Consider the following 22,351-nt stretch of genomic DNA (forward strand, 5'->3'; position numbering starts at 1 on the left):
CACATCGTCTGTTGCAACGGCAACCAGAAACGGGAGACTCGAACATGCGACAGATTGATCACCATATCGTCGGCTCAGCCGCTGGCAGCGCCCGTCAGGGCGACGTGTTCGACCCCAATAATGGCAGCGTGCAGGCGCAGGTCGCGCTCGGCGATGCGGCCCTGCTCGATCGCGTCGTCGCCGCGGCGAGGGCGGCGCAGCCCGGCTGGGCGGCGACCAACCCGCAGCGCCGCGCGCGTGTAATGTTCGAATTCAAGCGCCTCGTCGAAGCGAATATGGACGCGCTCGCGCACATGCTGTCGAGCGAGCATGGCAAGGTGATCGCCGATTCAAAGGGCGACATCCAGCGCGGCCTTGAAGTCATCGAATTTTGCTGCGGCATCCCGCATGTGCTGAAGGGCGAATATACGCAGGGCGCAGGGCCCGGCATCGACGTCTATTCGATGCGCCAGCCGATCGGCATCGGCGCGGGCATCACGCCGTTCAACTTCCCCGCGATGATCCCGCTGTGGATGTCGGGCGTTGCGATCGCGACGGGCAACGCCTTCATCATCAAGCCGAGCGAGCGCGACCCGTCGGTCCCTGTGCGCCTCGCCGAACTGTTCCGCGAAGCCGGCCTTCCCGAGGGCATCTGCCAGGTCGTCCACGGCGACAAGGAAATGGTCGACGCGATCCTTGATCATCCCGACATCGGCGCGGTCAGCTTCGTCGGCTCGTCGGACATCGCGCATTATGTCTACAATCGCGGCGTCGCCAACGGCAAGCGCGTCCAGGCGATGGGCGGGGCCAAGAATCACGGCATTGTCATGCCCGACGCCGATCTCGATCAGGTCGTCAATGACCTCACCGGCGCCGCCTTCGGGTCGGCGGGCGAACGCTGCATGGCGCTGCCAGTCGTTGTCCCCGTCGGCGACGACACCGCCGAGCGCCTGCGCGAAAAGCTGATCCCCGCGATCGCGGCGCTGCGCGTCGGGGTGTCGACCGATGCCGAGGCGCATTACGGCCCCGTCGTGACGCAGGCGCACAAGGAAAAGGTCGAAGGCTGGATCCAGAAATGCGCCGACGAAGGCGCCGAACTCGTCGTCGACGGCCGCGGCTTTTCGCTCCAGGGCCATGAAAAGGGCTTCTTCATCGGCCCGACGCTGTTCGACCATGTCACCACCGACATGGAAAGCTACAAGGAAGAGATCTTCGGCCCGGTGCTGCAGATCGTCCGCGCCGCCAATTTCGAGGAAGCCCTCGCGCTGCCATCGAAGCACCAGTACGGCAATGGCGTCGCGATCTTCACCCGCAACGGCCACGCCGCGCGCGAATTCGCCGCGCGCGTCAACGTCGGCATGGTCGGCATCAACGTGCCGATCCCGGTGCCCGTCGCCTATCACAGCTTCGGCGGCTGGAAGCGTTCGGCGTTCGGCGACACCAACCAGCACGGCATGGAGGGTGTGAAATTCTGGACCAAGGTCAAGACGATCACCCAGCGCTGGCCCGATGGGGTGGGTGGGGCTGGCGACGCCGCCAACGCGTTCGTCATTCCGACAATGGGCTGACGCCGCTTTGCTGCGGCGGCTGCTTCTGCCTCTGTTGATTCTGCTGCTGCTGCCGGTCCCGGCGGCAGCGCAGAAAATGATCGCGCTGTCGTTTGATGACGTCCCGCGCGCACGCGGGGCTTTCTTCACGCCTGATGAGCGCACGCAGCGCATCGTCGTCGAACTGAAGGAGGCAAACGCCCCACAGGCGGTCTTTTTCGTCAATCCGGGCGCGATCGGCCATGGCGACGGCGTTGGCGGAGCGGAACGTATCGCCGCCTATGTCGCCGCGGGTCACGTCATCGCGAACCACAGCAACAGCCATCCGCGCCTCAGCACGACCGATACCGCGGCCTATCTCGCCGACATCGACGCAGCAGCTGCGTGGCTCAAGGATCGCCCCGGCTATCGCCCGTGGTTCCGCTTTCCCTTTCTGGACGAGGGCGGGAAAGACAAGGTAAAGCGCGATGCGCTTCGCACCGGCCTCGTCGCACGCGGGCTTCGCAACGGCTATGTCACCGCGGAATCGTCGGATTGGCACCTCGAAGCACTGACCCGCGAGGCGGCGAAGACCGGCAAGCCGATCGACCGCAAGGCGCTCGGCGATCTGTATGTCACCTGGCATGTCGAGGCGGCCGACTTCGCCGATGCGATGCTGCAGCGCGTCACCGGGCGTCAGCCGGTACAAACGATGCTGCTCCACGAAACCGACCTCGCGGCGCTTTATATCGGCGATCTGGTGCGTGCGCTGCGCAAGGCCGGCTGGACGGTCGTCAGCGCCGACACTGCTTACGCCGACCCCATCGGCAACGCGATGCCTGACACCCCTTCGGCCAACGGCACCCTCACCGAGGCTCTGGCTTGGCAAGCCGGGGTGCCCGCGCCGCGCTGGTATCGTTATAACCAGACCGACCTTGCGACCGCGGTGTTTCGCGACAAGGTGCTCGGTGAAAGCGACGCCGAATGAAACCCACTCGCCGCACCGGGCATTTCTCCTGTCGAAGGAGATTGTCGATGACCCGTCTGATGCTTCCCGCGACATTGCTGCTGCTCGCCGCGTGCAGCGGCGGTGACGACAGCCGCGAATCCGAAGACAAGGCAGCGATTGCGCCGCCGCGAACGGCTGAGCGCCCGGCATCCGCCGACACGACCGTCGATGCGGACATGGCCCAAGCGGCCGACGCGCCGCCTGCCAAGCCTGGCGCCGAAACGGCGGCCGACGGCAACACGATCCCGACCGCCATCCGGGGCCGCTGGGCGCTTGACGCGAGCGACTGCCCCAAGCGCCCGGGGACCGATCTGACTGCGCTGGTGATCGACGCGGCGAACCTGCGCTTTCACGAATCGCACGGCGAACTCGCGCGGGTGCGCGAGAGCGACGCCGGCCGCATCGTTGCCGATTACAAGTTCAGCGGCGAAGGCATCGAATGGGATCGCCGGATGCAACTGGGCCTTGCCGATGGCGGCAAGACGCTGGTGCGCCGCGACGAGGGCGAGGGTGCCGCGGCGGGTCCGATGCGCTATACGCGCTGCACCTGATGGTTTTGAAAGGGAGACTCATGATGGACCTTCGCTTGTTAGCCATTGCCGCCGTGCTGCCGCTTGCCGCTTGCACGCAAGAGCGGCCGCCCGTCGAATCGACCCCAACCCCGCCCGCCGAGGCCGCATGCAACGCCGACGCGGTGCAATCGCTCGTCGGCCAGACCGCAACCGCCGATGTCGGCGCCCAACTGCTCAAGGGCAGCGGCGCACGCACGCTGCGCTGGGTTCCGCCGCGCACCGCGGTCACCATGGATTTCCGCCCCGACCGGCTGACTGTCTCCTACGACGATGCGCTCAACATCGAACGTATCAGCTGTGGCTGATTCGACACGCCGCAACCATAGCTCGGCGTCGCCCTTCGAACCGCTCTACGGTTACAGCCGCGCGGTTCGGGTCGGCAGCCGGATCGACGTTGCCGGCTGCGCGCCGATCGAGCCCGACGGCACCTCGACCCCCGGTGACGCAGGGGCACAGGCGGCGCGCTGCATCGCGATCATCGGCGAGGCGCTCGAGGCGCTCGGCGGCAGCTTCGCCGATGTCGTGCGCACCCGCATGTACATCACCGACGCCGCCGACGCCGACCTTGTCGGCCTTGCGCACGGATCGGCATTCAAAAACATCCGTCCGGCATCGACGATGCTGGTTGTGCCGGCGCTGATCCGGCCCGAATGGAAAGTCGAAATCGAAGCCGAAGCCATCATCGAGAAATGACCATGACCGACCAGTTCCAGCTTACCGACGACCAACTTGCCATTCAGGATATGGCGCGCAAATTCACCGCCGACCGCATCACGCCCTTCGCGGCCGAATGGGACGAAAAACATCATTATCCCGTCGATGTCTGGAAAGCCGCGGGCGAACTGGGTTTCGGCGCCATTTACGTGGCGGAGGAATCGGGCGGCATTGGGCTGGGCCGGATGGAAGCGGCGCTGATCATGGAGGCGATGGCCTATGGCTGCCCCGCGACCAGCGCCTATATCTCGATCCATAATATGGCGACCTGGATGATCGACCGCTTCGGCGGGGCAGAGATCAAGGCGCGCTTCCTGCCCGATCTCGTCAGCATGGAAAAGATCGCCAGCTATTGCCTGACCGAGCCCAGCTCGGGGTCCGACGCCGCGGCGCTCAAGGCGACGGCGAAGCGCGATGGCGACCATTATGTGCTCAACGGCACCAAGCAGTTCATCTCGGGCGCCGGCTATAATGACATTTACGTTTGCATGGTCCGCACCAGCGAGGAAAAGTCGAAGGGGATCAGCTGCCTCGTCGTCGAAAAGGACACGCCGGGGCTCAGCTTTGGCGCGCCCGAGAAAAAGCTCGGCTGGAACGCCTCGCCAACCGCGCAAGTGATCTTCGAGGATTGCCGCGTGCCAGCCCAAAATCTGGTCGGCGCCGAGGGCGACGGCTTCCGCTTCGCAATGGCGGGGCTCGACGGCGGCCGCCTCAATATCGGCGCCTGCTCGTTGGGCGGCGCGCAGCGCTGCCTCGACGAAGCGGTCGCCTATACCAAGGACCGTCAGCAGTTCGGGCAGCCGATCGCCGATTTCCAGAACACGCAGTTCATGCTCGCCGACATGGCGACCGACCTCGAGGCCGCGCGCGCGCTGCTCTACATGGCGGCGGCCAAGGTCACCGCGAACGCCCCCGACAAGTCACGCTTCTCGGCGATGGCGAAGCGTCTCGCGACCGACAATGGCAGCAAGATCGTCAACGACGCGCTTCAGCTGTTCGGCGGATATGGGTATTTGCGTGACTATCCGATCGAGCGTTTCTGGCGTGACCTGCGCGTTCATTCGATTCTCGAGGGCACCAACCAGGTGATGCGGATGATCGTTGGAAGGGACTTGCTGCGCCAATGACCGAAGATGTCATCATCGCGACCGACGGCCGCATCGGCCGGATCTCGCTCAACCGTCCCAAGGCGATTCACGCGCTCAACCTCGCGATGTGCAAGGCGATCATTGATGCGCTGCTGAAATGGCGCGATGACGACGCGGTCGCGGCGGTGATCATCGACCATAGCGAAGGCCGCGGCTTTTGCGCCGGTGGCGATATCCGCATGCTGGCGGACAGCGGCGCCAAGGATGGCAAGGAAGCCCGCACCTTCTTCCACACCGAATATCGCCTCAACCATCTGCTCTTCACTTATGCCAAGCCGGTCGTCGCGTTCATGAACGGCATTACCATGGGCGGCGGGGTCGGGATTTCGCAGCCGGCGAGATTTCGCGTCGCGACCGAGCATACGCGCTTTGCCATGCCCGAAACCGGTATCGGTCTGTTTCCCGATGTCGGCGGCGGCTGGTACCTCCCGCGTCTCGAAGGCCGCGTCGGCGTCTTCCTCGCGCTCACCGGCGCGCGGCTCGACGGGGCTGAGTGTTTGGCGCTCGGGCTGGCGACCCACTATCTGCCATCCGAAAAGCTCGATGAAGCCAAGATGCGCATCGCCGCGCACCCCGATCGAATCGGCGGGATATTGGGCGAATTGTCGGTCACTGCACCGCCCGCCGCGATCACGCATCAGATCGACAAGATCAACCGGCTGTTCGCCAGCGACACCTATGAGGATATCCTCGCAGCGCTCGAATCCGACGGCGGCGAATGGGCCGAAAAGGAACTTGCAGCGCTGCACAGCAAATCGCCGCAGACGTGCAAGGTCGCGCTCCGACAGCTGAAGGAAGGCGGCGCAATGCACGACTTCGCCGAGCAAATGCGCCAGGAATATGCGATTGGCAGCCGCGTCGTTCAGATGCACGACTTCCTCGAAGGCGTGCGCGCGCTGATCGTCGACAAGGACAACAGTCCGAAATGGGATCCGCCGACCCCCGAAGCCGTCACCGACGACTGGATCGACGCGATCTTTGCGCCGTTGCCCGATGAGGAAAAGTGGACCCCGCTCACTTAACTTCGTCACCCCGGACTTGAACCGGGATCCATGGAGGCGCCGCCGGAATGGATACCGCAGCAAGTTCGGCATGACGAAAATCTGGAGATGATAAGCATGACCTACGATACCCTCCTCGTCGAAACGCGCGGTGCCGTCACGCTGGTGACGCTCAATCGTCCGCAGGCACTGAATGCGCTCAATTCAGGCGTGCTCGACGACCTGATCGCAGCTTTCGCGGCCTTCGAGGCCGATCCCGGCCAGCGCTGCGCCGTTCTCACCGGCTCGGGCGACAAGGCGTTCGCCGCGGGCGCCGATATCAAGGAAATGGCCGACAAGCCCGCGTCCGATTTCTACCTCGAGGATTTCTTCTCGAAATGGACGAGCGATTTCGTGAAGAAGATCCGCAAGCCGTGGATCGCGGCAGTCAACGGCTTCGCGCTCGGCGGGGGCTGCGAACTCGCGATGATGGCTGACTTCATCATCGCCAGCGAAAAGGCGAAATTCGGCCAGCCCGAAATCAAGCTCGGCGTCGCGCCGGGCATGGGCGGGTCGCAGCGGCTGACCCGCGCAATCGGCAAGGCAAAGGCGATGGACATGTGCCTCACCGGCCGCATGATGGACGCCGCCGAAGCCGAACGTTCGGGCCTTGTCGCGCGCGTCGTCGAGCACGGCACACTGATCGACGAAGCGGTGAAGACCGCGACGGCGATCGCCGCAATGGCGCCGATGGCCGCAATGGTGAACAAGGACATGGTCAACGCCGCGTTCGAAACCACTCTCGATCAAGGACTGATCTACGAACGCCGCCTGTTCCAGATCCTCGCTGCGACCGAGGACAAGGCCGAAGGCATGGCCGCCTTCATCGAGAAGCGCGACGGCGTGTGGAAGGGGCGCTGACATGAAAATCGCATTTATCGGACTCGGCAACATGGGCGGCGGGATGGCCGCGAATCTGGCGAAGGCAGGGCATGAGGTGCGCGCCTTCGACCTCAGCGAAGAGGCGCTCGCGCGCGCGGTCGAGGCGGGCTGTGCTCGGGCCGCTTCTGCCGCCGAGGCGGTAACCGGCGCCGAAGCGGTGGTGACGATGCTCCCCGCAGGCAAGCATGTCGCGGCGGTATATCAGGACGCCGTTTTTCCGTATGCCGCCGGCGGCACCCTGTTGCTCGATTGCTCGACCATCGACGTCGCAACGGCGCGGAGCAATATCGAAGCCGCCGCCCATGCGGGTCTCGTCGCGGTCGATGCGCCCGTCTCGGGCGGCATCGCAGCGGCCAATGCCGGGACGCTGACCTTCATGGTCGGCGGCACCGACGAAGGTTTTTCGCGCGCACAGCCGATCCTGGCGCAGATGGGCAAGGCGGTGATCCACGTGGGCGACGCGGGCGCGGGACAGGCGGCGAAGATCTGCAACAACATGCTCCTCGGCGCCTCGATGGTCGCGACGTGCGAAACGCTCGCGCTCGCGCTCAAGCTGGGGCTCGATCCACAGAAATTCTTCGACATTGCCAGCGTGTCGTCGGGGCAATGCTGGTCGCTGACCAGCTATGCGCCGCTCCCCGGCGTCGGTCCGACCACGCCCGCCGACAATGATTACAATGGCGGCTTCGCCGCCGCGCTGATGCTCAAGGATCTGCGTCTCGCGATGGAAGCTGCGGCGAGCGTTGACGCCGATGTGCCGATGGGCGCGAAGGCGCGCGAACTGTATGAGGTGTTTGTTGCGGCGGACGAGGACGGCCGCGACTTTTCGGCGATTATCCAGACGTTGCAGGACTGATCAATAAAAATCCGCCGTCGCGCCCCCGTCGCGCCGCTCGCCCCGATGCACTTGAGTCGGGGCGCGGCGGTCGCCCGTCCGCACTTCGATCCGTCCATCGACCCGCCGCACCTCGGCAGGCGCCAATATCCGCGCCCGCGCCACGCCGACCGCACTCGCGGGCGGTGTCGCCACCGGAGCGGTGACCGGGACGCTGCCGGTGAGCAGCAACAGGGCGAGGAACGACATGGCGATCATGCTCTGCCGTAACGGCAGGTGTGACCAGCGCTTTAACCCTGAATCGCAATTATGTGATCGTACCTGCGGCGGCGGCACGCCAAAGCAAAGGCCGCCTGCCCCGCGCTGGGACAGGCGGCCTGCTATTCGTGATCGCAAGCGGGATTAGAAGCCGCTCTTCGCGTCGGCCTTTTCCTTGAGCAGGGGCGCGATCTCGAAGCCGTGCTTTTCGAGCGCCGCGACGATCTTGTCGGTGCCTTCCAGTCCGGCCCAGAACATCGGGCCGCCGCGATAGACCGGCCAGCCATAGCCATAAATCCACACGACATCGATGTCGCTTGCACGCTGCGCCTTGCCTTCGGCCAGGATCAGAGCGCCTTCGTTGACCATCGGATAGAGGGTGCGTTCGATGATCTCCTGATCGCTGATCTCGCGCTTTTGCGTCCCGGCCTTGGTGCGATATTCTTCGATCAACTCAGCGACGCGGGCGCTTTCTGACGGCTGGCGCTTGTGGTCGTAGTCAGAAAACCCCGCCTGCTTCTTCTGGCCCCAGCGGCCCTCGGCGCAAAGCGCGTCGCGGATGCTTTCGATGCGGTTGGGATCGCGGTGCCAGCCAATGTCGACCCCGGCGAGATCGCTCATCTGGAACGGCCCCATCGGCATGCCGAATTCGACATGGACCTTGTCGACCTGCGCCGGGGTGGCGCCTTCCATCAGCAGGTTCATCGCCTCGATCTGGCGCGGCTTGAGCATGCGGTTGCCGATAAAGCCGTCGCAGACGCCCGCGACCACCGCGACCTTGCCGATCTTCTTGCCGATCGCCATCGCTGTCGCCAGCGCGTCGGGCGCGGTCTTTTCGCCGCGCACAACCTCAAGCAGCTTCATGACATTGGCGGGCGAGAAGAAGTGCATGCCGAGCACGTCGCCGGGACGGCTCGTCGCGGTCGCGATCTCGTCGATATCCAGATAGCTGGTGTTCGACGCCAGGATCGCGCCGGGCTTGGCGATCTTGTCGAGCTTGCCGAATATGTCCTTTTTGACGTCCATATTTTCATACACTGCTTCGATGATCAGGTCGCAGTCGGCGAGATCATCGAGGCTGAGCGTCGGGGTCAGGATGCCCATCATCTGATCGACCTGTTCGGGCTTGAAACGCCCCTTGGCAGCCGACGCATCGTAATTCTTGCGGATGACCCCGACGCCGCGGTCGAGTGCATCCTGCTGCATTTCGACGATCGTGACGGGGATACCCTTCTGCAGGAAGTTCATCGAAATCCCGCCGCCCATCGTACCCGCGCCGATGACGCCGACCTTCTTGACGTCGCGCAGCTGGGTGTCCTTGGGCAGACCGTCGATCTTCGCCGCCTGACGTTCGGCGAAGAAGATGTGGCGCTGCGCTGCCGACTGGCTGCCGAACATCAGCTTCATGAACTGCTCGCGCTCGAAGGCGAGTCCTTCATCGAACGGCAGGCGTGTCGCCGCCTCGACGCACGCGAGGTTGGCATAGGGCGCCTCGAACCCGCGCCAGCGCTTGGCGTTGGCGGTCTTGAGCTGCTCGATCACCGCAACGTCGCCGAACACCCGGCGCTCGCGCGTCGGGCGCGGGCCGTCGGCGATCTTCGCACGCGCAAAGGCGATCGCGTCGGCGGCGAGGCTCTCTTCGCCCGCGAGTTCATCGACGAGGCCGAGTTCCTTGGCTTTCGCAGCAGGCAGCGGATCGCCGGTCGAGGTCATCGTCGCCGCGGCTTCGACCCCGACGACGCGCGGCAGGCGCTGGGTGCCGCCCGCACCGGGAAGCAGGCCGAGCTTGACCTCGGGCACGCCGAGCTTCGCCGACGGAACCGCGATGCGATAATGACACACAAGCGCGGTTTCCAGACCGCCGCCGAGCGCGGTGCCGTGGATCGCGGCGATCACCGGCTTCGACGCCGCTTCGATGCTGTTGAGCACGGCGTTGAAATCGGGCCCGCGCGGCGGCTTGCCGAATTCGCTGATGTCGGCGCCGGCGATAAAGGTCGCCCCGGCGCAGCGCAGCACGATCGCCTTTACGCTGTCGTCGCCAAGCGCAGCGGCGAAATTATCCTCCAGCCCCTGACGGACGTGCCAGCTGAGCGCGTTGACCGGCGGATTGTTGACGATGATGACGGCGACGTCGCCGTCTTTTTCCATCGTGACGGAAACGGGGGTGTCTTCGGACATTTCAGGCTCCTGTTGGTTCAATCGTTGATCGCGGCGTGGACCAATGTCTTGACCTCGCGCCGCACGGGATAGGTGGAGGAAGGCATCAGCTGGGTCATGAACACCATGCAGATTGCCTCGACCGGATCGACAAAGAAGCCGGTCGAAAACATGCCGCCCCAATAATAGTCGCCGACCGACCCGGGGGTCATCGTCTGCGCCGGGCTTTCGTTCACCGCAAAGCCGAGGCCAAAGCCGACCCCGGCATTTTCAGCCTCCGAAAAAATGCCGACGCTGTGCTGGACAAGGTCGCCGCCGCCGACAAGATGGTTTGCGGTCATCAGCGCCAGCGTCTTACGGCTGATGATGCGCGTGCCATCGAGCGCGCCGCCGCCGAGCAGCATCAGGCAGAAGCGGTGATAGTCCGCAAGCGTCGACACCAACCCGCCGCCGCCCGAATGAAAGCTGCGGTCCTTCGCCCAGCGGCTCTTGTCGCCGCTGTCGAAGGGTTTCATCGTTTCGACCGGATCGAACATATAGCAGTCGGTCAGCCGGTGCTGCTGATCGGCGGGCACCTTGAACCCGGTATCGCCCATGCCGAGCGGGCCAAAGATACGCTCCTGCAAAACGTGCGCAAAGGGCTTGCCCTCGATCCGCTCGACCACCGCGCCGAGCACATCGGTCGCCATCGAATAATTCCAGTGCGCGCCGGGATCGAACTGCAGCGGAATTTTCGCCAAGCCGGTGATGAAGCTGTCCATCGTGTAATCGGCGTCGAAATCGTCGATCCGCGCCTTGCGATAGGCGGCGTCGACCGGGGTGCGCTCCTGAAACCCATAGGTCAGCCCCGATGTGTGGCGGAGCAGGTCGACCATGCGGATCGGGTGCGTCGGCGCGCGGGTCAGGAACGGCACATTGCCGCCGCCCGCGACGAAGACGCCGGTATCCTTGAACTCGGGGCAATATTTCACCAGCGGGTCGGACAGCGCGACCTTGCCTTCCTCGACCAGCATCATGAACGCGATGCTGGTGATCGGCTTTGTCATGCTGGCGATGCGGAAAATCGCGTCGTCTTTCAGCGCGGCGCCGGGCCGCGCCTCGCCGACGCACGACAAATGCGCGATCTCGCCGTGCCGCGACACCAGGGTGGCGGCGTGCGGCAGGCGGCCGGTGCCGACATATTTGGCCTCGAGAAAGGCGGGAATGCGGTCCAGCCGCGCCGTATCGAAACCGTGGCCCATATCTATCCTATCAATGCGAAGTCTGGCCAAGCAGCTGGCGTGTCACCGGATGCGAACTGGTGAGCCCGCCGTCAACCGCGATCGCCTGCCCGTTGACATAACTCGCCTGATCGCTGGCGAGGAAAAGCGCGACATTGGCGAGCTCCTCGGGCTGCGCGGCGCGCTTCAGTGGATTGAGCTGGCCGAGCTTGTGGGTGACGTCCTTGGCTTTCGCATAATCGAAGGTCGGCTTGGTCATGCCCGTCTCGGTCAGCCCGGGGCAGATCGCATTGACGCGCACGCCGCTGGTGGTCAGCTGCTGCGCGGCGGTCTTGGCGAGGTTGATGACCCCCGCCTTCGACGCCGAATACGCCCCCGGACCCGCGCCCGAATTCAGTCCCGCGACGCTCGCGGTCAGCACGATCGCGCCGCCGCGCCCCTGATCGACCATCGCTTTGCCGGCGTGCTTCACCATCAGCGCCGGACCGATCAGATTGACGCGCAACGTCTCGGCCCAGGCGAGGGGGTCGAAATCGAATATGCCGCCCATATCGCCAATGATCCCGGCGTTGGCGAAGGCGATGTCGAGCGCGCCATAACTGTCCTTCGCGGTCGCCACGAGCTTGGCGACGTCGGCTTCGACGCCGGCGTCAATTTCGAGCGCGATGGCTTCCCCGCCCGCGTCCTTCACCAGCTGCGCCGTCTCATGCACTGCCGCCGTCTTGTCGCCGAGCACCAGTTTTGCGCCCTCGGCGGCAAAGCGCAGCGCGCTCGCGCGGCCGATACCCGAACCGGCACCCGTGATAATCGCGATCTTGCTGTCCAATGCGCCCATTATGCGCCTCCTGAAATCGTGGCACCGCCATCGCACACGATGGTCTGGCCGGTGGTGAATGCTCCCGCCTTGCTGGCAAGGAAGACGGCGGCACCGGCGATTTCCGGCGGTTCGCCGATCCGGCGCAGACACGCCATGGCGGTCGCGCGTTTCAACGTCTCGGGATTTTCCCACAGCGCGCGTGCCATGTCGGTGCGGACCAGCCCGGGGGCGATACAGTTGACGCGGACCCCTTGCGCGCCGAATTCGACTGCAAAATTGCGCGCGACTTGCATGTCGGCGGCTTTCGAAATCCCGTAAGCACCGATGACTGGCGACCCTTTCAGCCCGCCGACCGAGCTGATGATGGTGATCGACCCTTCGCCGCGTTCGAGCATTTCGGGCGCGACCATCGAAATCAGCCAGTGATTGGACAGGATATTATTGTCCATGATCTTGCGGAACTGTTCGTCGCTGATCCCCAGGCCGGGGCCATAATAGGGGTTCGACGCGGCGTTGCACACGAGCGCGGTGATCTTGCCGAGAGCGGCGCGCGTCTCGATGACGAGCTTCTGCAGGTCGTCCTTCGATGAGATGTTCGCGGCGACCGCAATCGCGGTGCCGCCGCCGAACTTCGCGTTGATCTCCGCCGCGGTGGCATCGCACGCATCCTGCTTGCGGCTCGAAATCACGACCTTGGCGCCCTGTTCGGCCATCGCCTCGGCGGTGGCCTTGCCGATCCCGCGCGACGATCCGGTGATCAGCGCGACTTGCCCCGTCATATCGAACAGGCTCATGCGCCGGCCTTTCGTGCAAAATCCCACGCCCGTTCGGCGAGCGGACGGACGCGTTCGGACATATCCTTGGCGTGCTGCGACGAGGCGGTGCCTTCGATCACGCGCTTCTTGATCCCCTGAATAATCCCTGCGAGGCGGAAGAAATTATAGGCGAAATACCAGTTCATGTCGGGCACCCCGGTGCGATCGGTGGCGGCGCAATAGCGTTCGACCATCTCGTTCAATTCGGGAATGCCCAGCGCCTGCCGGTCGAGGTCCATGACGCCCGAACGCCCACCATTTTCGGTCACCCACGCCATCGCGACATAGGTGAAGTCGGCGAGCGGATCGCCGAGCGTCGACAGCTCCCAGTCGAGCACCGCGAGCACCTCGGGCCGATCCTTGGCGAAGATCATATTGTCGATACGGTAATCGCCGTGGACCACGCTGGTGCGCGTCTGCTCGGGCAGGCTCGCGGGCAGGAACGCGATCAGCTGTTCCATCTCGTCCATCGTCTCGGTCTCGGCGAGGCGGTACTGCTTGGTCCAGCGGTCGACCTGCCGGCCGAAATAATTGCCGGGCTTGCCATAATCGGACAGCCCCGCCGCCTCGACATCGACCTTGTGCAGCGCAGCGAGCGTATCGATCATCGTTTCATAGGTCGCGCGGCGGTTCTCGGGGGTCGATCCCGGCATCGCGCCGTCCCAGATCGTATGCCCATCAACCATCGCCATCACATAGAACCAGCTGCCGGTAACGCTGTCGTCGGTGCACAGGCCATATTGGCGCGCGACCGGGAAGCCCATCTTATGCAGCCCCGACTGGACCTTATACTCGCGATCGACCGCGTGCGCGGAGGGCAGCAACGGGCCATAGGGTTTGCGGCGGAGGACGTAATTGCCCGACGGTGCCGAAATCTTGTAGGTCGGGTTCGACTGGCCGCCGGCGAATTTATGCTGGGTCAGTGGCCCTTCGAAGCCCTCGACATTCGCTTCCATCCACGCCGTCAGCTTCGCCTCGTCGAGGATATCGGCACCCTCCGGCGCCGCAGTACCGCTAAAGGCCGTTTGCGCGTCGAGCGGCGGCGTGCTCATTGATCGAAAACGATCACCGACCGCGCGGCGTCGCCCTTCTTCATCTTGTCGAACCCTTCGTTGATCCGCTCGAGCGGGATCGTCTCGGCGACGATGCTGTCGAGGTCGAGCAGCCCGCGGAGATAAAAATCGACGAGCCGCGGAATGTCGACCGGGAAGCGGTTGCCGCCCATGATCGCGCCCTGCAATTTCTTGCCCGACAGCAGGTCCATCGCGCTAAGGCCGACTTTTTCCGAGAGCGGCATCATGCCCAGAATCGTCGCGGTGCCGCCGCGGCGCAGCGACGCGACGGCAAGCGCCGCCGAAGCGGGACGCCCGACGGCTTCGATTGCATGGTCGACCCCGCCCTTGCTGAGCTCGAGGATCTGTTTTGCAGCATCACCGTCCATCGCGTCGACAACATCGGTCGCGCCCAGCTTCATCGCCAGCGCGCGCTTTTCCGGTACCGGGTCGGCGGCGATGATGCGCCCCGCGCCCGCAATCTTTGCGGCGTTGATCGTCGCCAGCCCGACCCCGCCGCAGCCGACGACCGCGACAGTCTCGCCGGGGGTCACCTTGCACGCGTTGAAGATCGTCCCCGCGCCCGTCGTCACCGCGCAGCCGATCACCGCAGCGCGGTCGAGCGGCATGGCGGGGTCGATCGCGACACAGGCATGTTCGTGGACCAGCATCGTTTCGGCAAAGGCGCTGAGGTTGAGCATCTGGTTGACCAGACTTCCATCGGGCCGCGTAATCCGCGGCGCCGACCCGGCAGCACGCCGGGTGTCGCCGCCCATGCACAGCGACATGCGCCCGCTGACGCAAAATTCGCAATGACCGCAGAACGCCGACAAACACGTCACAACGGCGTCGCCGACCTTGACCGTGCGCACTTCGCTGCCGATCGCCTCGACGATGCCCGCGGCTTCATGCCCCGGAATCGCGGGCAGGGGGTGCGGATAGGCGCCGTCGATGAAATGGAGGTCTGAATGGCACAGCCCGCAGGCGGCGGTGCGGATACGCACCTCGTGCGGGCCGCAATCGGCGATCTGCACCGTCTCGATCGACAGCGGCTTGCCGGGTTCGATCAGGATCGCGGCTTTGGTCATTCCCATCTCCATATTATCCCCTCCCGCAAGCGGGAGGGGAGTGTGTTTACCGCGAAACCCCGATGTCGCCCGACGAGAAGCCCGGGTCGCTCGCTTCGCTGTGCTTGGCGAACTCGATGCGGGCGATCGCGCGTTCGTGGACTTCGTCGGGACCGTCGGCGAGCCGCAACGTGCGCTGGTGCGCATAGGCCTTGGCCAGCCCGAAATCTTCGGACACGCCGGCGCCGCCATGCGCCTGGATCGCATCGTCGATGATTTTCAGCGCCATGTTCGGCGCCTGCACCTTGATCATCGCGATCTCGGCCGCGGCCGACTTGTTGCCGACCTTGTCCATCATGTCGGCGGCCTTGAGACACAGCAGACGCGTCATCTCGATGTCGATGCGCGCGCGCGCCAGGCGATGCTCCCAGATGCTGTATTCGGCGACCTTCTTGCCAAAGGCGACGCGCGACTGCAGCCGCTTGGCCATCTTGCTGATCGCTTCCTCGGCGACGCCGATGGTGCGCATGCAGTGATGGATGCGGCCCGGGCCGAGGCGCCCCTGCGCGATCTCGAAGCCGCGGCCCTCGCCGAGCAGCATCGCTTCCTCGGCGTTGACGCGCACGTCTTTGAGCTCGATTTCCATATGGCCGTGCGGCGCGTCGTCATAACCGAACACAGGCAGGTGGCGCAGGATATTCACCCCCGGCGCGTTCAGCGGCATCAGCACCATCGACTGCTGCGCGTGGCGCTTCGCCGCGAAATCGGTCTTGCCCATGACGATCGCAACCTCGCAGCGCGGATCGCCCGCGCCCGACGACCACCATTTGGTGCCGTTGATGACATAGTCGTCGCCGTCGCGCTCGATCCGCGTTTCGATGTTGGTCGCGTCGGATGAGGCGACCGCAGGTTCGGTCATCAAAAAGGCCGAACGGATTTGCCCGTTCATCAGGCGGCCAAGATATTTTTCCTTCTGCGCGCGAGTCCCATAACGGTGGAACACTTCCATATTGCCGGTGTCGGGCGCCGAGCAGTTGAAGACCTCGCTGGCAAATCCGACGCGGCCCATTTCCTCCGCGCACAGCGCATATTCAAGGTTGGTGAGGCCGGGCCCCTCGAATTCGAACGTCTCGTCGACATGATGATGCGCCGCCGATTTGGGCGGCATGAACAGGTTCCAGATGCCGGCCTCTTTCGCCTCGGCTTTCAGATCCTCGACGACCTGGATGACTTTCCAGCGATCGCCGGCCTTGTCCTGCTTTTCATAGGTCGGCACGGCGGGACGAACCTTGCGTTCGATGAAATCGCGCACGCGATCGCGCCAATAGACCTGCCGGTCGGTGAGATCGAAATCCATATTCGCATCCTTCCCTTTACGTTCACGTAAGCCTTTGGACCGATTCGTCCCGCTTTGCCAACCCCTGCGGGCTGATAATTACCCCATTCCGTCGCGGACCGACATTTTCCGTTACGGATGCGCGCCGCTGGCGTCGGGATCGGCGCGCGCAGCATCGCCCAGAATCGCCACCCGTGCTTCATGATCGGCGCGCGAAATGGGAAAACGCCGCATCACGATCAGACCGAGGATGCCGATGACAAGGATCGAAAGTGCATAGCCGAGCGCCAGATTGCCGAGCACGGCATCGCCGACGTCGCCCGGTTTGGCATTCTCGGGAAAAGCTGCAAAGGACAGGATCAACCCGGCGAGGAAGATGCCGACCCCGGTGGCGCATTTCTGCATGAAGAAATAGCCGGCAAAGAACAGGCCTTCGGACCGGCGCCCGGTCTCGCTCTGCGACGCTTCGACGACATCAGCCATCATCGACGACGACAGGATCATCAGGACGATCGAAAAGCTGTTGGAGATGAAAACCAGCGCAAACATCGTCGCGACGCTGGGTTTGCCCGGCAAACCGGGGAACACGCCCTGGATCCACGCGAAATAGATGCCACTGTTGACCAGCAGCGCGATGGCGCCCGCGACGATCGCGCCGTCGCGCTTGCCAAGCTTTGCCGACAAGGGCGCGACGATCAGGAAAGCAGCGATCATCGAGGCGAACAGCAGGAATACATAGGCGACCATTTCGCCCTGCGTGAACTGCCAGAAAAAGCCGAGCAGATAATTGTTCATCGAAAAGGTGATGCCCTGATTGACGAAGCCGAACAGCGCCGCGAAAATCAGCCACAGAAAGGCGCGGTTCGACAATGTGTCGCGCATCTCACCCAAAATCTGCCGCAGCGTCATCACCGGCTTCACATCAGACAGGTTCGAGACCGCAATTCGCTGATGTTGCCCGGCGGCCGAAACCAGTACCGCGCCCGTCATCATCAGCGCCCCGGCAAGGGCATAGGGGAAATATCCGTCGGGATCGACGAGCCCCTTAGTGCCGCCAAAAAACACCCCGTAAGCGAGCAGCAGGATCAGCAGCCCGCCGCCCCAGCCGAACAAAAAGCGATAGCGCATCACCGCGGTGCGCTCGTCATAATCGCCCGTCAGTTCGGGCACGATCGCTACCGACGGCACCTCGCACATCGACACCAGCGACCGCACGATGATCGCAAAGCCGATCAGCCACGCGACGGTCATCGTGTCGCTCATTGCGGGCGGCGACCATAGCAGCATCCATGCGACCGCGAGTGGAATCGGGGCGCCATAAAGCCAGGGCAAACGGCGTCCCCAGCGACTGCGCGTGCGGTCGGTGAGTTCGCCGATCACCGGGTCGACGAACGCATCGGCGATCAGCGCGACCATGATCGCCGCACCGACGATCCCCGCATCGAGCCCGATGACCTGATTGTAGAAGAGCAGCAGGAACGTCGAAAAGCCGTTGTCCTTGACGCCATAGGCAATGCTGCCGAGGCCATGCGTCGCCTTCAACCACATGGGGAGTTTTTCGGGGCGCGGCACCGCTGCGGTCGCCGCCGTTATGGTCACGCCGGCGCTCCCGCCTTGGCGGCCTCCTCCATCGCCACGAGTGCGTCGAACATCCCCGGCGATTCGGGATCCCATGCGTGGCGCTGGCCGATCGTCAGCCCGCCGTCGACCAGCAAATGGGTGCCGGTCATGAACGACGATTCGTCGCTGGCGAGGAACGCGACGGCATTGGCGATGTCGTCGGGCTGGCCGCCGCGCGCCACCGGCTGCGCTTGCGCGCTCATCCCGGCGATGACCGCATTGGCCTGCTCCTTCATCGCTTCGGGAACGTCGAGCGAAGCGGTGAAGATATTGGTATTGATGAAGCCGGGGCAGATCGCGTTGACGCGGATGCCATAGCGGGCGAGGTCAGTCGCTGCGACCTTCGAGAGATGCAGCACCCCGACCTTGGCCACGGCATAGGCGGTGGGCGAATAGCCTGCACCGAGCGCCGCGACGCTCGCGGTGTTGATGATCGACGCGCCCTTGCGCCCCTTCATGTGCGGCGCCGCATAGCGGATCCCCATCGCTACCGATTTCAGAACCAGGTCCATCGTTCGGTCCCAGCCCTCGGGTGTGATCTCGTCGATCGGGGCGCGGTCACCGCCCGCGGCGGCGTTGTTGAAGACGATGTCGATGCCGCCGCCCTTCGCAGCGGCTTCGTTCATCAACGCCTCGATATCCGACGGCCGGGTCACATCGCAGCGGACAAAATCGATCTTGCCGTTCGAGTGTTCGGCCAGCGCGCGGCCGCCCGTTTCGTCGATGTCGGCGGCAAAGACATGCGCGCCTTCGCTTGCCAGTTTCAAAACCGTGGCTTTGCCGATTCCCGATGCTGCTCCGGTGACGACGGCAATCTTGCCTGCGAATCGCATACCCATTCTCCCGTTTTCTTTTGCCACTTAGCTTAGGCGCCAAAGGGGATGCGTCAACGCTGGCCTGACGGACGCTACGGCGCCGTAACGGCAGGGGCGCGCGTTCAAGTTGACGCTTGCGTAAAGCAGGCGACTGCTCCTAGGTTTGCGGCAGGAAGAGGAGCCTGAAACATGAGCGATCTGGACGCTTTTCGCGCCGAAGTGCGCGGCTGGCTGGAGGCCAACTGCCCCGCCGAAATGCGCGAACCTGTCCGCGAGGAAGGCGATGTCTGCTGGGGCGGACGCAACTGGGTGTTCAAGAATGACGCCCAGAAGCAATGGCTCGAGGCGTGCGCCGCAAAGGGTTACACCGTCCCCGACTGGCCCAAACCCTATGGCGGCGCGGGACTCACCCCCGAACAGACCAAGATCTTCAAACAGGAAATGAAGCGCATCCACGCGCGTTCGCCGCTCGACAGCTTCGGCATCTGGATGCTCGGCCCCGCGCTGCTGCAATTCGGCACCGAGGAGCAGAAGGTCGAATATCTGAACCCGATCGCGCGCGGCGAAATCCGCTGGTGCCAGGGCTATTCGGAACCGGGCTCGGGCAGCGACCTCGTGTCCTTGCAGACCTTCGGCGAGGACAAGGGCGACCATTGGGTCGTCAACGGCTCGAAGATCTGGACCAGCTACGCCGATCAAGCCGACTGGATCTTCTGTCTCGTCCGCACCGACAAGACGAATAAATATCAGGGCATCACCTTCATGCTCTTCGACATGGCGAGCAAGGGGGTCACCACCAAGCCGATCCTGCTGATTAGCGGCAACTCGCCCTTCTGCGAAACTTTCTTCGATGATGTCGAAGTGCCGAAGACGCAGTTCATCGGCGAGGTCAACCGCGGCTGGGACGTCGCCAAATATCTGCTCGGCCACGAACGCGAGATGATCTCGGGCGGCGGCGCGGGCGGCGACATGGTCAGCATCGGCGGCGCCTTTGCCAAGGCGTTCGGCAAGAATGCCGCGGGCGAACTCGACGACCCGATCCTGCGCGCCGAAATGGCCGCGTTCGACGTCGATGTCTTCGCCTATCGGGCGATGGGCGAGCGTTTCATGGACATGTGGAAGACCGGCCGTGCGCATCCGGCGTCGTCGAACATGATGAAATATGTCGGCACCGAACTCAACAAGCGCCGCCACGAACTCGTCATGTCGGGCGGTGGCAGCGAAGCGCTCGAATGGGACAGCGAAGAGACCAAGGGCGGCGCCCGCGCCCGCGGCTGGCTGCGCACCAAGGCCAATTCGATTGAAGGCGGGACGAGCGAAGTCATGCTCAATGTCATCGCCAAGCGTATCCTCGACCTGCCCGGAGCCTGACCCATGCCCTTGTATCACAATGACGACCAGGCGATGCTCAAGGACAGCGTCGCGCCCTTCGTTGCCGAACAGGCGCCGGTTTCGCACTTGCGCAAACTGCGCGACAGCGCCGACGCCACCGGCTTCTCGCGCGACCTGTGGGCGCAGTTCACCGAAATGGGCCTGCCCGGCATGCTCGTTCCTGAGGCGCATGGCGGGCTCGGCATGGGGCATATGGAGGCGGGCATCGTGCTCGAGGAAATCGGTCGCAACCTGACCTTGTCGCCCTTCCTGTCGACCGGCGTCGGCGCGGTCGCCGCGCTGGCGAAGGCGGGCGGCACGCAGGCGGGCCGCTGGCTCCCCGCGATTGCATCGGGCGAGGCGATCATCGCGCTCGCGATCGACGAGGGCGCGAAGCATCGCCCCGACCGCATCGCGACCACCGCGACGCGCGCCGGCAACGGCTTCCGCCTTGACGGCAAGAAAAGCTTCGTCCTCCATGGCCATGTCGCCGACATGAGTATCGTCGCGGCGAAGACCGACGGCGGTATCACCCTGTTCGCGGTGCCGAAGGATGCGAAAGGCGTCACCGCCGACCCGCGGCGGCTCGTCGATTCAAGCCTCGCGAGCCACGTCACCCTCGACGGCGTCGAGGTCGATGCCGACGCCGTAATCGGCGAAGTCGATGCCGGCGGCGACATCCTCGACGCATTGCTCGCCGCCACCCGCACCGGTGCCGCCGCCGAGATGGTCGGCGTCGGGCAGGGCGCGATGGACATGACCGTCACTTATCTCAAGGAACGCAAGCAGTTCGGCAAGCTGATCGGCGAGTTTCAGGGCCTCCAGCACCGCGCCGCGCATCTCTATGGCGAAATGGAAGTTGCGCGCGCCACGGTGATGAAGGCGCAGCAATTGCTCGATGAGGGCAATGAGGGTGCGAAGCTGATGGTCTCGGTCGCGAAAGCGAAGGCCGGACGCGCCGCCAACCTCGCGGTGCGCGAAGGCGTGCAGATGCACGGCGGCATCGGCATGACCGACGAATATGACATCGGCCTCTACATGAAACGCGACCGCGCCTTGGCGGAATATATGGGCGACGTGCATTATCATATCGATCTGGTTGCCCGGATGAATGGGTACTAAACTTCATCCCCTCCCGCTTGCGGGAGGGGCAGCGAGGCTGGCGAGCTTGCTCGCCAGTCGCAGCGGGGAGGGCATTGCGCCCACATGCCCCACCCCAACCCTCCCCCGCAGGGGAGGGAGCAAAGGATGAGACAATGAACCTCCAGGATATGTTCGGCCTCGACGGCCGCATCGCGCTCGTTACCGGCGGCTCGCGCGGCATCGGCAAGATGATCGTCGAGGGCTATCTCGCCGCAGGCTGCGCGCGCGTGTACATCTCGGCGCGCAAGACGCAGCAGATCGAGGAAGCCGTCGCCGATTTCGACACCCGCTATCCGGGCAAGGTCATCGGTCTGCCCGTCGATCTCGCGACCGTCGAGGGCTGCCGCGCGCTCGCCAAGGAACTTGAAGCGCGCGAAGAACGCCTCGACATCCTCGTCAACAATGCCGGTGCTGCGTGGGGCGAACCGTTCGAGGGTTTCCCCGAAGCGGGATGGGACAAGGTGATGGACATCAATGTTAAATCGCCCTTCTTCCTGACGCAGGCGCTGCACGGACTGCTCAAGGCGGGCGGGACGCATGAACGGCCATCGAAGGTCATCAACATTGGTTCGATCGACGGCATGCGCCTCAACCCCTGGGAAACCTACAGCTATCATGCATCGAAAGCTGCGATCCTCTATCTCACCAAGCGCCTCGCCGCGCGGCTGGTGAGCGACCACATCCTCGTCACCGCAATCGCGCCCGGCGCCTTCCAGTCGGACATGAACAAGGCAGCGCGCGATCATGGCGACGCGGTGGCGAAAAGCATTCCGGTAAAGCGCATCGGCGCGCCCGAGGACATGGCGGGCGCTGCGATCTTCCTCGCGTCGAAGGCGGGCGACTATGTCGTCGGCGACACGATCACCGTCGACGGCGGGCTGGTGCATGGCGACGTGAAGACGAGCATCGACGCGTAACGCCGACATCGTCGATCAAGCCTGTCCTGAGCCTGTCGAGGGGTCGGGCATGACGATA

General features: G+C 64.3%; 22 protein-coding genes. 12 read left to right on the plus strand and 10 right to left on the minus strand.

From position 1 onward, the window contains the following. The first annotated feature begins 44 nt into the window (after positions 1-44). From IPF76_RS05530 to mmsB, 9 genes are all read left to right on the plus strand, one after another. Positions 45-1,547 (plus strand): CoA-acylating methylmalonate-semialdehyde dehydrogenase, encoded by a 1,503-nt coding sequence (locus tag IPF76_RS05530; protein ID WP_293840669.1) that lies wholly within the window; start codon positions 45-47, stop codon positions 1,545-1,547. A 76-nt stretch (positions 1,548-1,623) separates the two neighbouring features. After that, positions 1,624-2,493, plus strand: a complete 870-nt coding sequence (locus IPF76_RS05535) for a polysaccharide deacetylase family protein (protein WP_293840672.1) — start codon at positions 1,624-1,626, stop codon at positions 2,491-2,493. Between the two features lie 47 nt (positions 2,494-2,540). After that, on the plus strand, positions 2,541-3,065 hold the full coding sequence (locus IPF76_RS05540; RefSeq protein WP_293840675.1) for a hypothetical protein: 525 nt from the start codon (positions 2,541-2,543) through the stop codon (positions 3,063-3,065). A 23-nt stretch (positions 3,066-3,088) separates the two neighbouring features. Beyond that, positions 3,089-3,391, plus strand: a complete 303-nt coding sequence (locus tag IPF76_RS05545; RefSeq protein ID WP_293841950.1) for an I78 family peptidase inhibitor — start codon at positions 3,089-3,091, stop codon at positions 3,389-3,391. Continuing rightward, entirely contained in the window at positions 3,384-3,779 is a 396-nt protein-coding gene (locus IPF76_RS05550) for a RidA family protein (protein ID WP_293840678.1), read from the plus strand. The genes IPF76_RS05545 and IPF76_RS05550 overlap by 8 nt, the downstream gene beginning before the upstream one ends. A 2-nt stretch (positions 3,780-3,781) precedes the next feature. After that, the gene (locus tag IPF76_RS05555) at positions 3,782-4,927 is read left to right on the plus strand and encodes an acyl-CoA dehydrogenase family protein (RefSeq protein ID WP_293840681.1); all 1,146 of its coding nucleotides are present in this window, start codon (positions 3,782-3,784) and stop codon (positions 4,925-4,927) included. Then, positions 4,924-5,970 (plus strand): enoyl-CoA hydratase/isomerase family protein, encoded by a 1,047-nt coding sequence (locus tag IPF76_RS05560; protein ID WP_293840684.1) that lies wholly within the window; start codon positions 4,924-4,926, stop codon positions 5,968-5,970. The genes IPF76_RS05555 and IPF76_RS05560 overlap by 4 nt, the downstream gene beginning before the upstream one ends. A gap of 96 nt (positions 5,971-6,066) precedes the next feature. Beyond that, positions 6,067-6,849, plus strand: a complete 783-nt coding sequence (locus IPF76_RS05565; RefSeq protein WP_293840687.1) for an enoyl-CoA hydratase-related protein — start codon at positions 6,067-6,069, stop codon at positions 6,847-6,849. 1 nt (position 6,850) lies between these two features. Then, positions 6,851-7,726, plus strand: a complete 876-nt coding sequence (gene mmsB, locus IPF76_RS05570) for a 3-hydroxyisobutyrate dehydrogenase (RefSeq protein ID WP_293840690.1) — start codon at positions 6,851-6,853, stop codon at positions 7,724-7,726. Here mmsB and IPF76_RS05575 read toward each other — a convergent pair whose 3' ends face one another. The 10 genes from IPF76_RS05575 to IPF76_RS05620 form a co-directional block, all read right to left on the minus strand. Beyond that, positions 7,727-7,954 (minus strand): hypothetical protein, encoded by a 228-nt coding sequence (locus IPF76_RS05575; RefSeq protein ID WP_293840693.1) that lies wholly within the window; start codon positions 7,952-7,954, stop codon positions 7,727-7,729. A gap of 153 nt (positions 7,955-8,107) precedes the next feature. Next, positions 8,108-10,141: a 3-hydroxyacyl-CoA dehydrogenase NAD-binding domain-containing protein gene (locus tag IPF76_RS05580; protein ID WP_293840696.1), complete on the minus strand. Its 2,034-nt coding sequence runs from the start codon at positions 10,139-10,141 to the stop codon at positions 8,108-8,110. A gap of 17 nt (positions 10,142-10,158) precedes the next feature. Further along, positions 10,159-11,361, minus strand: a complete 1,203-nt coding sequence (locus IPF76_RS05585; RefSeq protein ID WP_293840699.1) for a serine hydrolase domain-containing protein — start codon at positions 11,359-11,361, stop codon at positions 10,159-10,161. Positions 11,362-11,371: 10 nt separating this feature from the next. Then, positions 11,372-12,175 (minus strand): SDR family NAD(P)-dependent oxidoreductase, encoded by an 804-nt coding sequence (locus IPF76_RS05590; RefSeq protein ID WP_293840702.1) that lies wholly within the window; start codon positions 12,173-12,175, stop codon positions 11,372-11,374. Beyond that, positions 12,175-12,951, minus strand: a complete 777-nt coding sequence (locus IPF76_RS05595) for an SDR family oxidoreductase (RefSeq protein ID WP_293840705.1) — start codon at positions 12,949-12,951, stop codon at positions 12,175-12,177. Before IPF76_RS05595 ends, IPF76_RS05590 begins: the two co-directional genes overlap by 1 nt. Next, complete coding sequence (locus IPF76_RS05600) at positions 12,948-14,024, minus strand: phosphotransferase family protein (protein ID WP_293840707.1); 1,077 nt, start codon at positions 14,022-14,024, stop codon at positions 12,948-12,950. Before IPF76_RS05600 ends, IPF76_RS05595 begins: the two co-directional genes overlap by 4 nt. Continuing rightward, entirely contained in the window at positions 14,021-15,112 is a 1,092-nt protein-coding gene (locus IPF76_RS05605) for a Zn-dependent alcohol dehydrogenase (RefSeq protein ID WP_293840710.1), read from the minus strand. Before IPF76_RS05605 ends, IPF76_RS05600 begins: the two co-directional genes overlap by 4 nt. 46 nt (positions 15,113-15,158) lie before the next feature. Beyond that, positions 15,159-16,448: an acyl-CoA dehydrogenase family protein gene (locus IPF76_RS05610; RefSeq protein WP_293840713.1), complete on the minus strand. Its 1,290-nt coding sequence runs from the start codon at positions 16,446-16,448 to the stop codon at positions 15,159-15,161. A 111-nt stretch (positions 16,449-16,559) separates the two neighbouring features. Continuing rightward, positions 16,560-18,026 (minus strand): MFS transporter, encoded by a 1,467-nt coding sequence (locus IPF76_RS05615; RefSeq protein WP_293840716.1) that lies wholly within the window; start codon positions 18,024-18,026, stop codon positions 16,560-16,562. Continuing rightward, positions 18,023-18,880 (minus strand): SDR family oxidoreductase, encoded by an 858-nt coding sequence (locus IPF76_RS05620; RefSeq protein WP_293841953.1) that lies wholly within the window; start codon positions 18,878-18,880, stop codon positions 18,023-18,025. Before IPF76_RS05620 ends, IPF76_RS05615 begins: the two co-directional genes overlap by 4 nt. Positions 18,881-19,051: 171 nt before the next feature. On the opposite strand from IPF76_RS05620, the gene IPF76_RS05625 reads away from it, so the two are divergent. From IPF76_RS05625 to IPF76_RS05635, 3 genes are all read left to right on the plus strand, one after another. Then, positions 19,052-20,233 (plus strand): acyl-CoA dehydrogenase family protein, encoded by a 1,182-nt coding sequence (locus IPF76_RS05625; protein ID WP_293840719.1) that lies wholly within the window; start codon positions 19,052-19,054, stop codon positions 20,231-20,233. A 3-nt stretch (positions 20,234-20,236) separates the two neighbouring features. Then, positions 20,237-21,355, plus strand: coding sequence for an acyl-CoA dehydrogenase family protein (locus IPF76_RS05630; RefSeq protein WP_293840722.1), 1,119 nt, complete (start codon positions 20,237-20,239; stop codon positions 21,353-21,355). 134 nt (positions 21,356-21,489) lie between these two features. Next, complete coding sequence (locus IPF76_RS05635) at positions 21,490-22,293, plus strand: SDR family oxidoreductase (protein WP_293840725.1); 804 nt, start codon at positions 21,490-21,492, stop codon at positions 22,291-22,293. The last annotated feature ends 58 nt before the right edge of the window (positions 22,294-22,351 follow it).

It is taken from the genome of Sphingopyxis sp. (genome assembly GCF_016704835.1).
Taxonomy (GTDB): Bacteria; Pseudomonadota; Alphaproteobacteria; order Sphingomonadales; family Sphingomonadaceae; genus Sphingopyxis.

Coding starts and splice junctions, on each gene's coding strand:
- mmsB (WP_293840690.1), top strand. CDS start 6,851: ATGAAAATCGCATTTATCGGACTCGGCAACATGGGCGGCGGGATGGCC.
- IPF76_RS05585 (WP_293840699.1), bottom strand. CDS start 11,361: ATGGGCCACGGTTTCGATACGGCGCGGCTGGACCGCATTCCCGCCTTT.
- IPF76_RS05575 (WP_293840693.1), bottom strand. CDS start 7,954: ATGTCGTTCCTCGCCCTGTTGCTGCTCACCGGCAGCGTCCCGGTCACC.
- IPF76_RS05625 (WP_293840719.1), top strand. CDS start 19,052: ATGAGCGATCTGGACGCTTTTCGCGCCGAAGTGCGCGGCTGGCTGGAG.
- IPF76_RS05595 (WP_293840705.1), bottom strand. CDS start 12,951: ATGAGCCTGTTCGATATGACGGGGCAAGTCGCGCTGATCACCGGATCG.
- IPF76_RS05580 (WP_293840696.1), bottom strand. CDS start 10,141: ATGTCCGAAGACACCCCCGTTTCCGTCACGATGGAAAAAGACGGCGAC.
- IPF76_RS05555 (WP_293840681.1), top strand. CDS start 3,782: ATGACCGACCAGTTCCAGCTTACCGACGACCAACTTGCCATTCAGGAT.
- IPF76_RS05620 (WP_293841953.1), bottom strand. CDS start 18,880: ATGCGATTCGCAGGCAAGATTGCCGTCGTCACCGGAGCAGCATCGGGA.
- IPF76_RS05560 (WP_293840684.1), top strand. CDS start 4,924: ATGACCGAAGATGTCATCATCGCGACCGACGGCCGCATCGGCCGGATC.
- IPF76_RS05590 (WP_293840702.1), bottom strand. CDS start 12,175: ATGGGCGCATTGGACAGCAAGATCGCGATTATCACGGGTGCCGGTTCG.
- IPF76_RS05540 (WP_293840675.1), top strand. CDS start 2,541: ATGACCCGTCTGATGCTTCCCGCGACATTGCTGCTGCTCGCCGCGTGC.
- IPF76_RS05605 (WP_293840710.1), bottom strand. CDS start 15,112: ATGACCAAAGCCGCGATCCTGATCGAACCCGGCAAGCCGCTGTCGATC.
- IPF76_RS05635 (WP_293840725.1), top strand. CDS start 21,490: ATGAACCTCCAGGATATGTTCGGCCTCGACGGCCGCATCGCGCTCGTT.
- IPF76_RS05565 (WP_293840687.1), top strand. CDS start 6,067: ATGACCTACGATACCCTCCTCGTCGAAACGCGCGGTGCCGTCACGCTG.
- IPF76_RS05610 (WP_293840713.1), bottom strand. CDS start 16,448: ATGGATTTCGATCTCACCGACCGGCAGGTCTATTGGCGCGATCGCGTG.
- IPF76_RS05630 (WP_293840722.1), top strand. CDS start 20,237: ATGCCCTTGTATCACAATGACGACCAGGCGATGCTCAAGGACAGCGTC.
- IPF76_RS05530 (WP_293840669.1), top strand. CDS start 45: ATGCGACAGATTGATCACCATATCGTCGGCTCAGCCGCTGGCAGCGCC.
- IPF76_RS05600 (WP_293840707.1), bottom strand. CDS start 14,024: ATGAGCACGCCGCCGCTCGACGCGCAAACGGCCTTTAGCGGTACTGCG.
- IPF76_RS05535 (WP_293840672.1), top strand. CDS start 1,624: ATGATCGCGCTGTCGTTTGATGACGTCCCGCGCGCACGCGGGGCTTTC.
- IPF76_RS05545 (WP_293841950.1), top strand. CDS start 3,089: ATGGACCTTCGCTTGTTAGCCATTGCCGCCGTGCTGCCGCTTGCCGCT.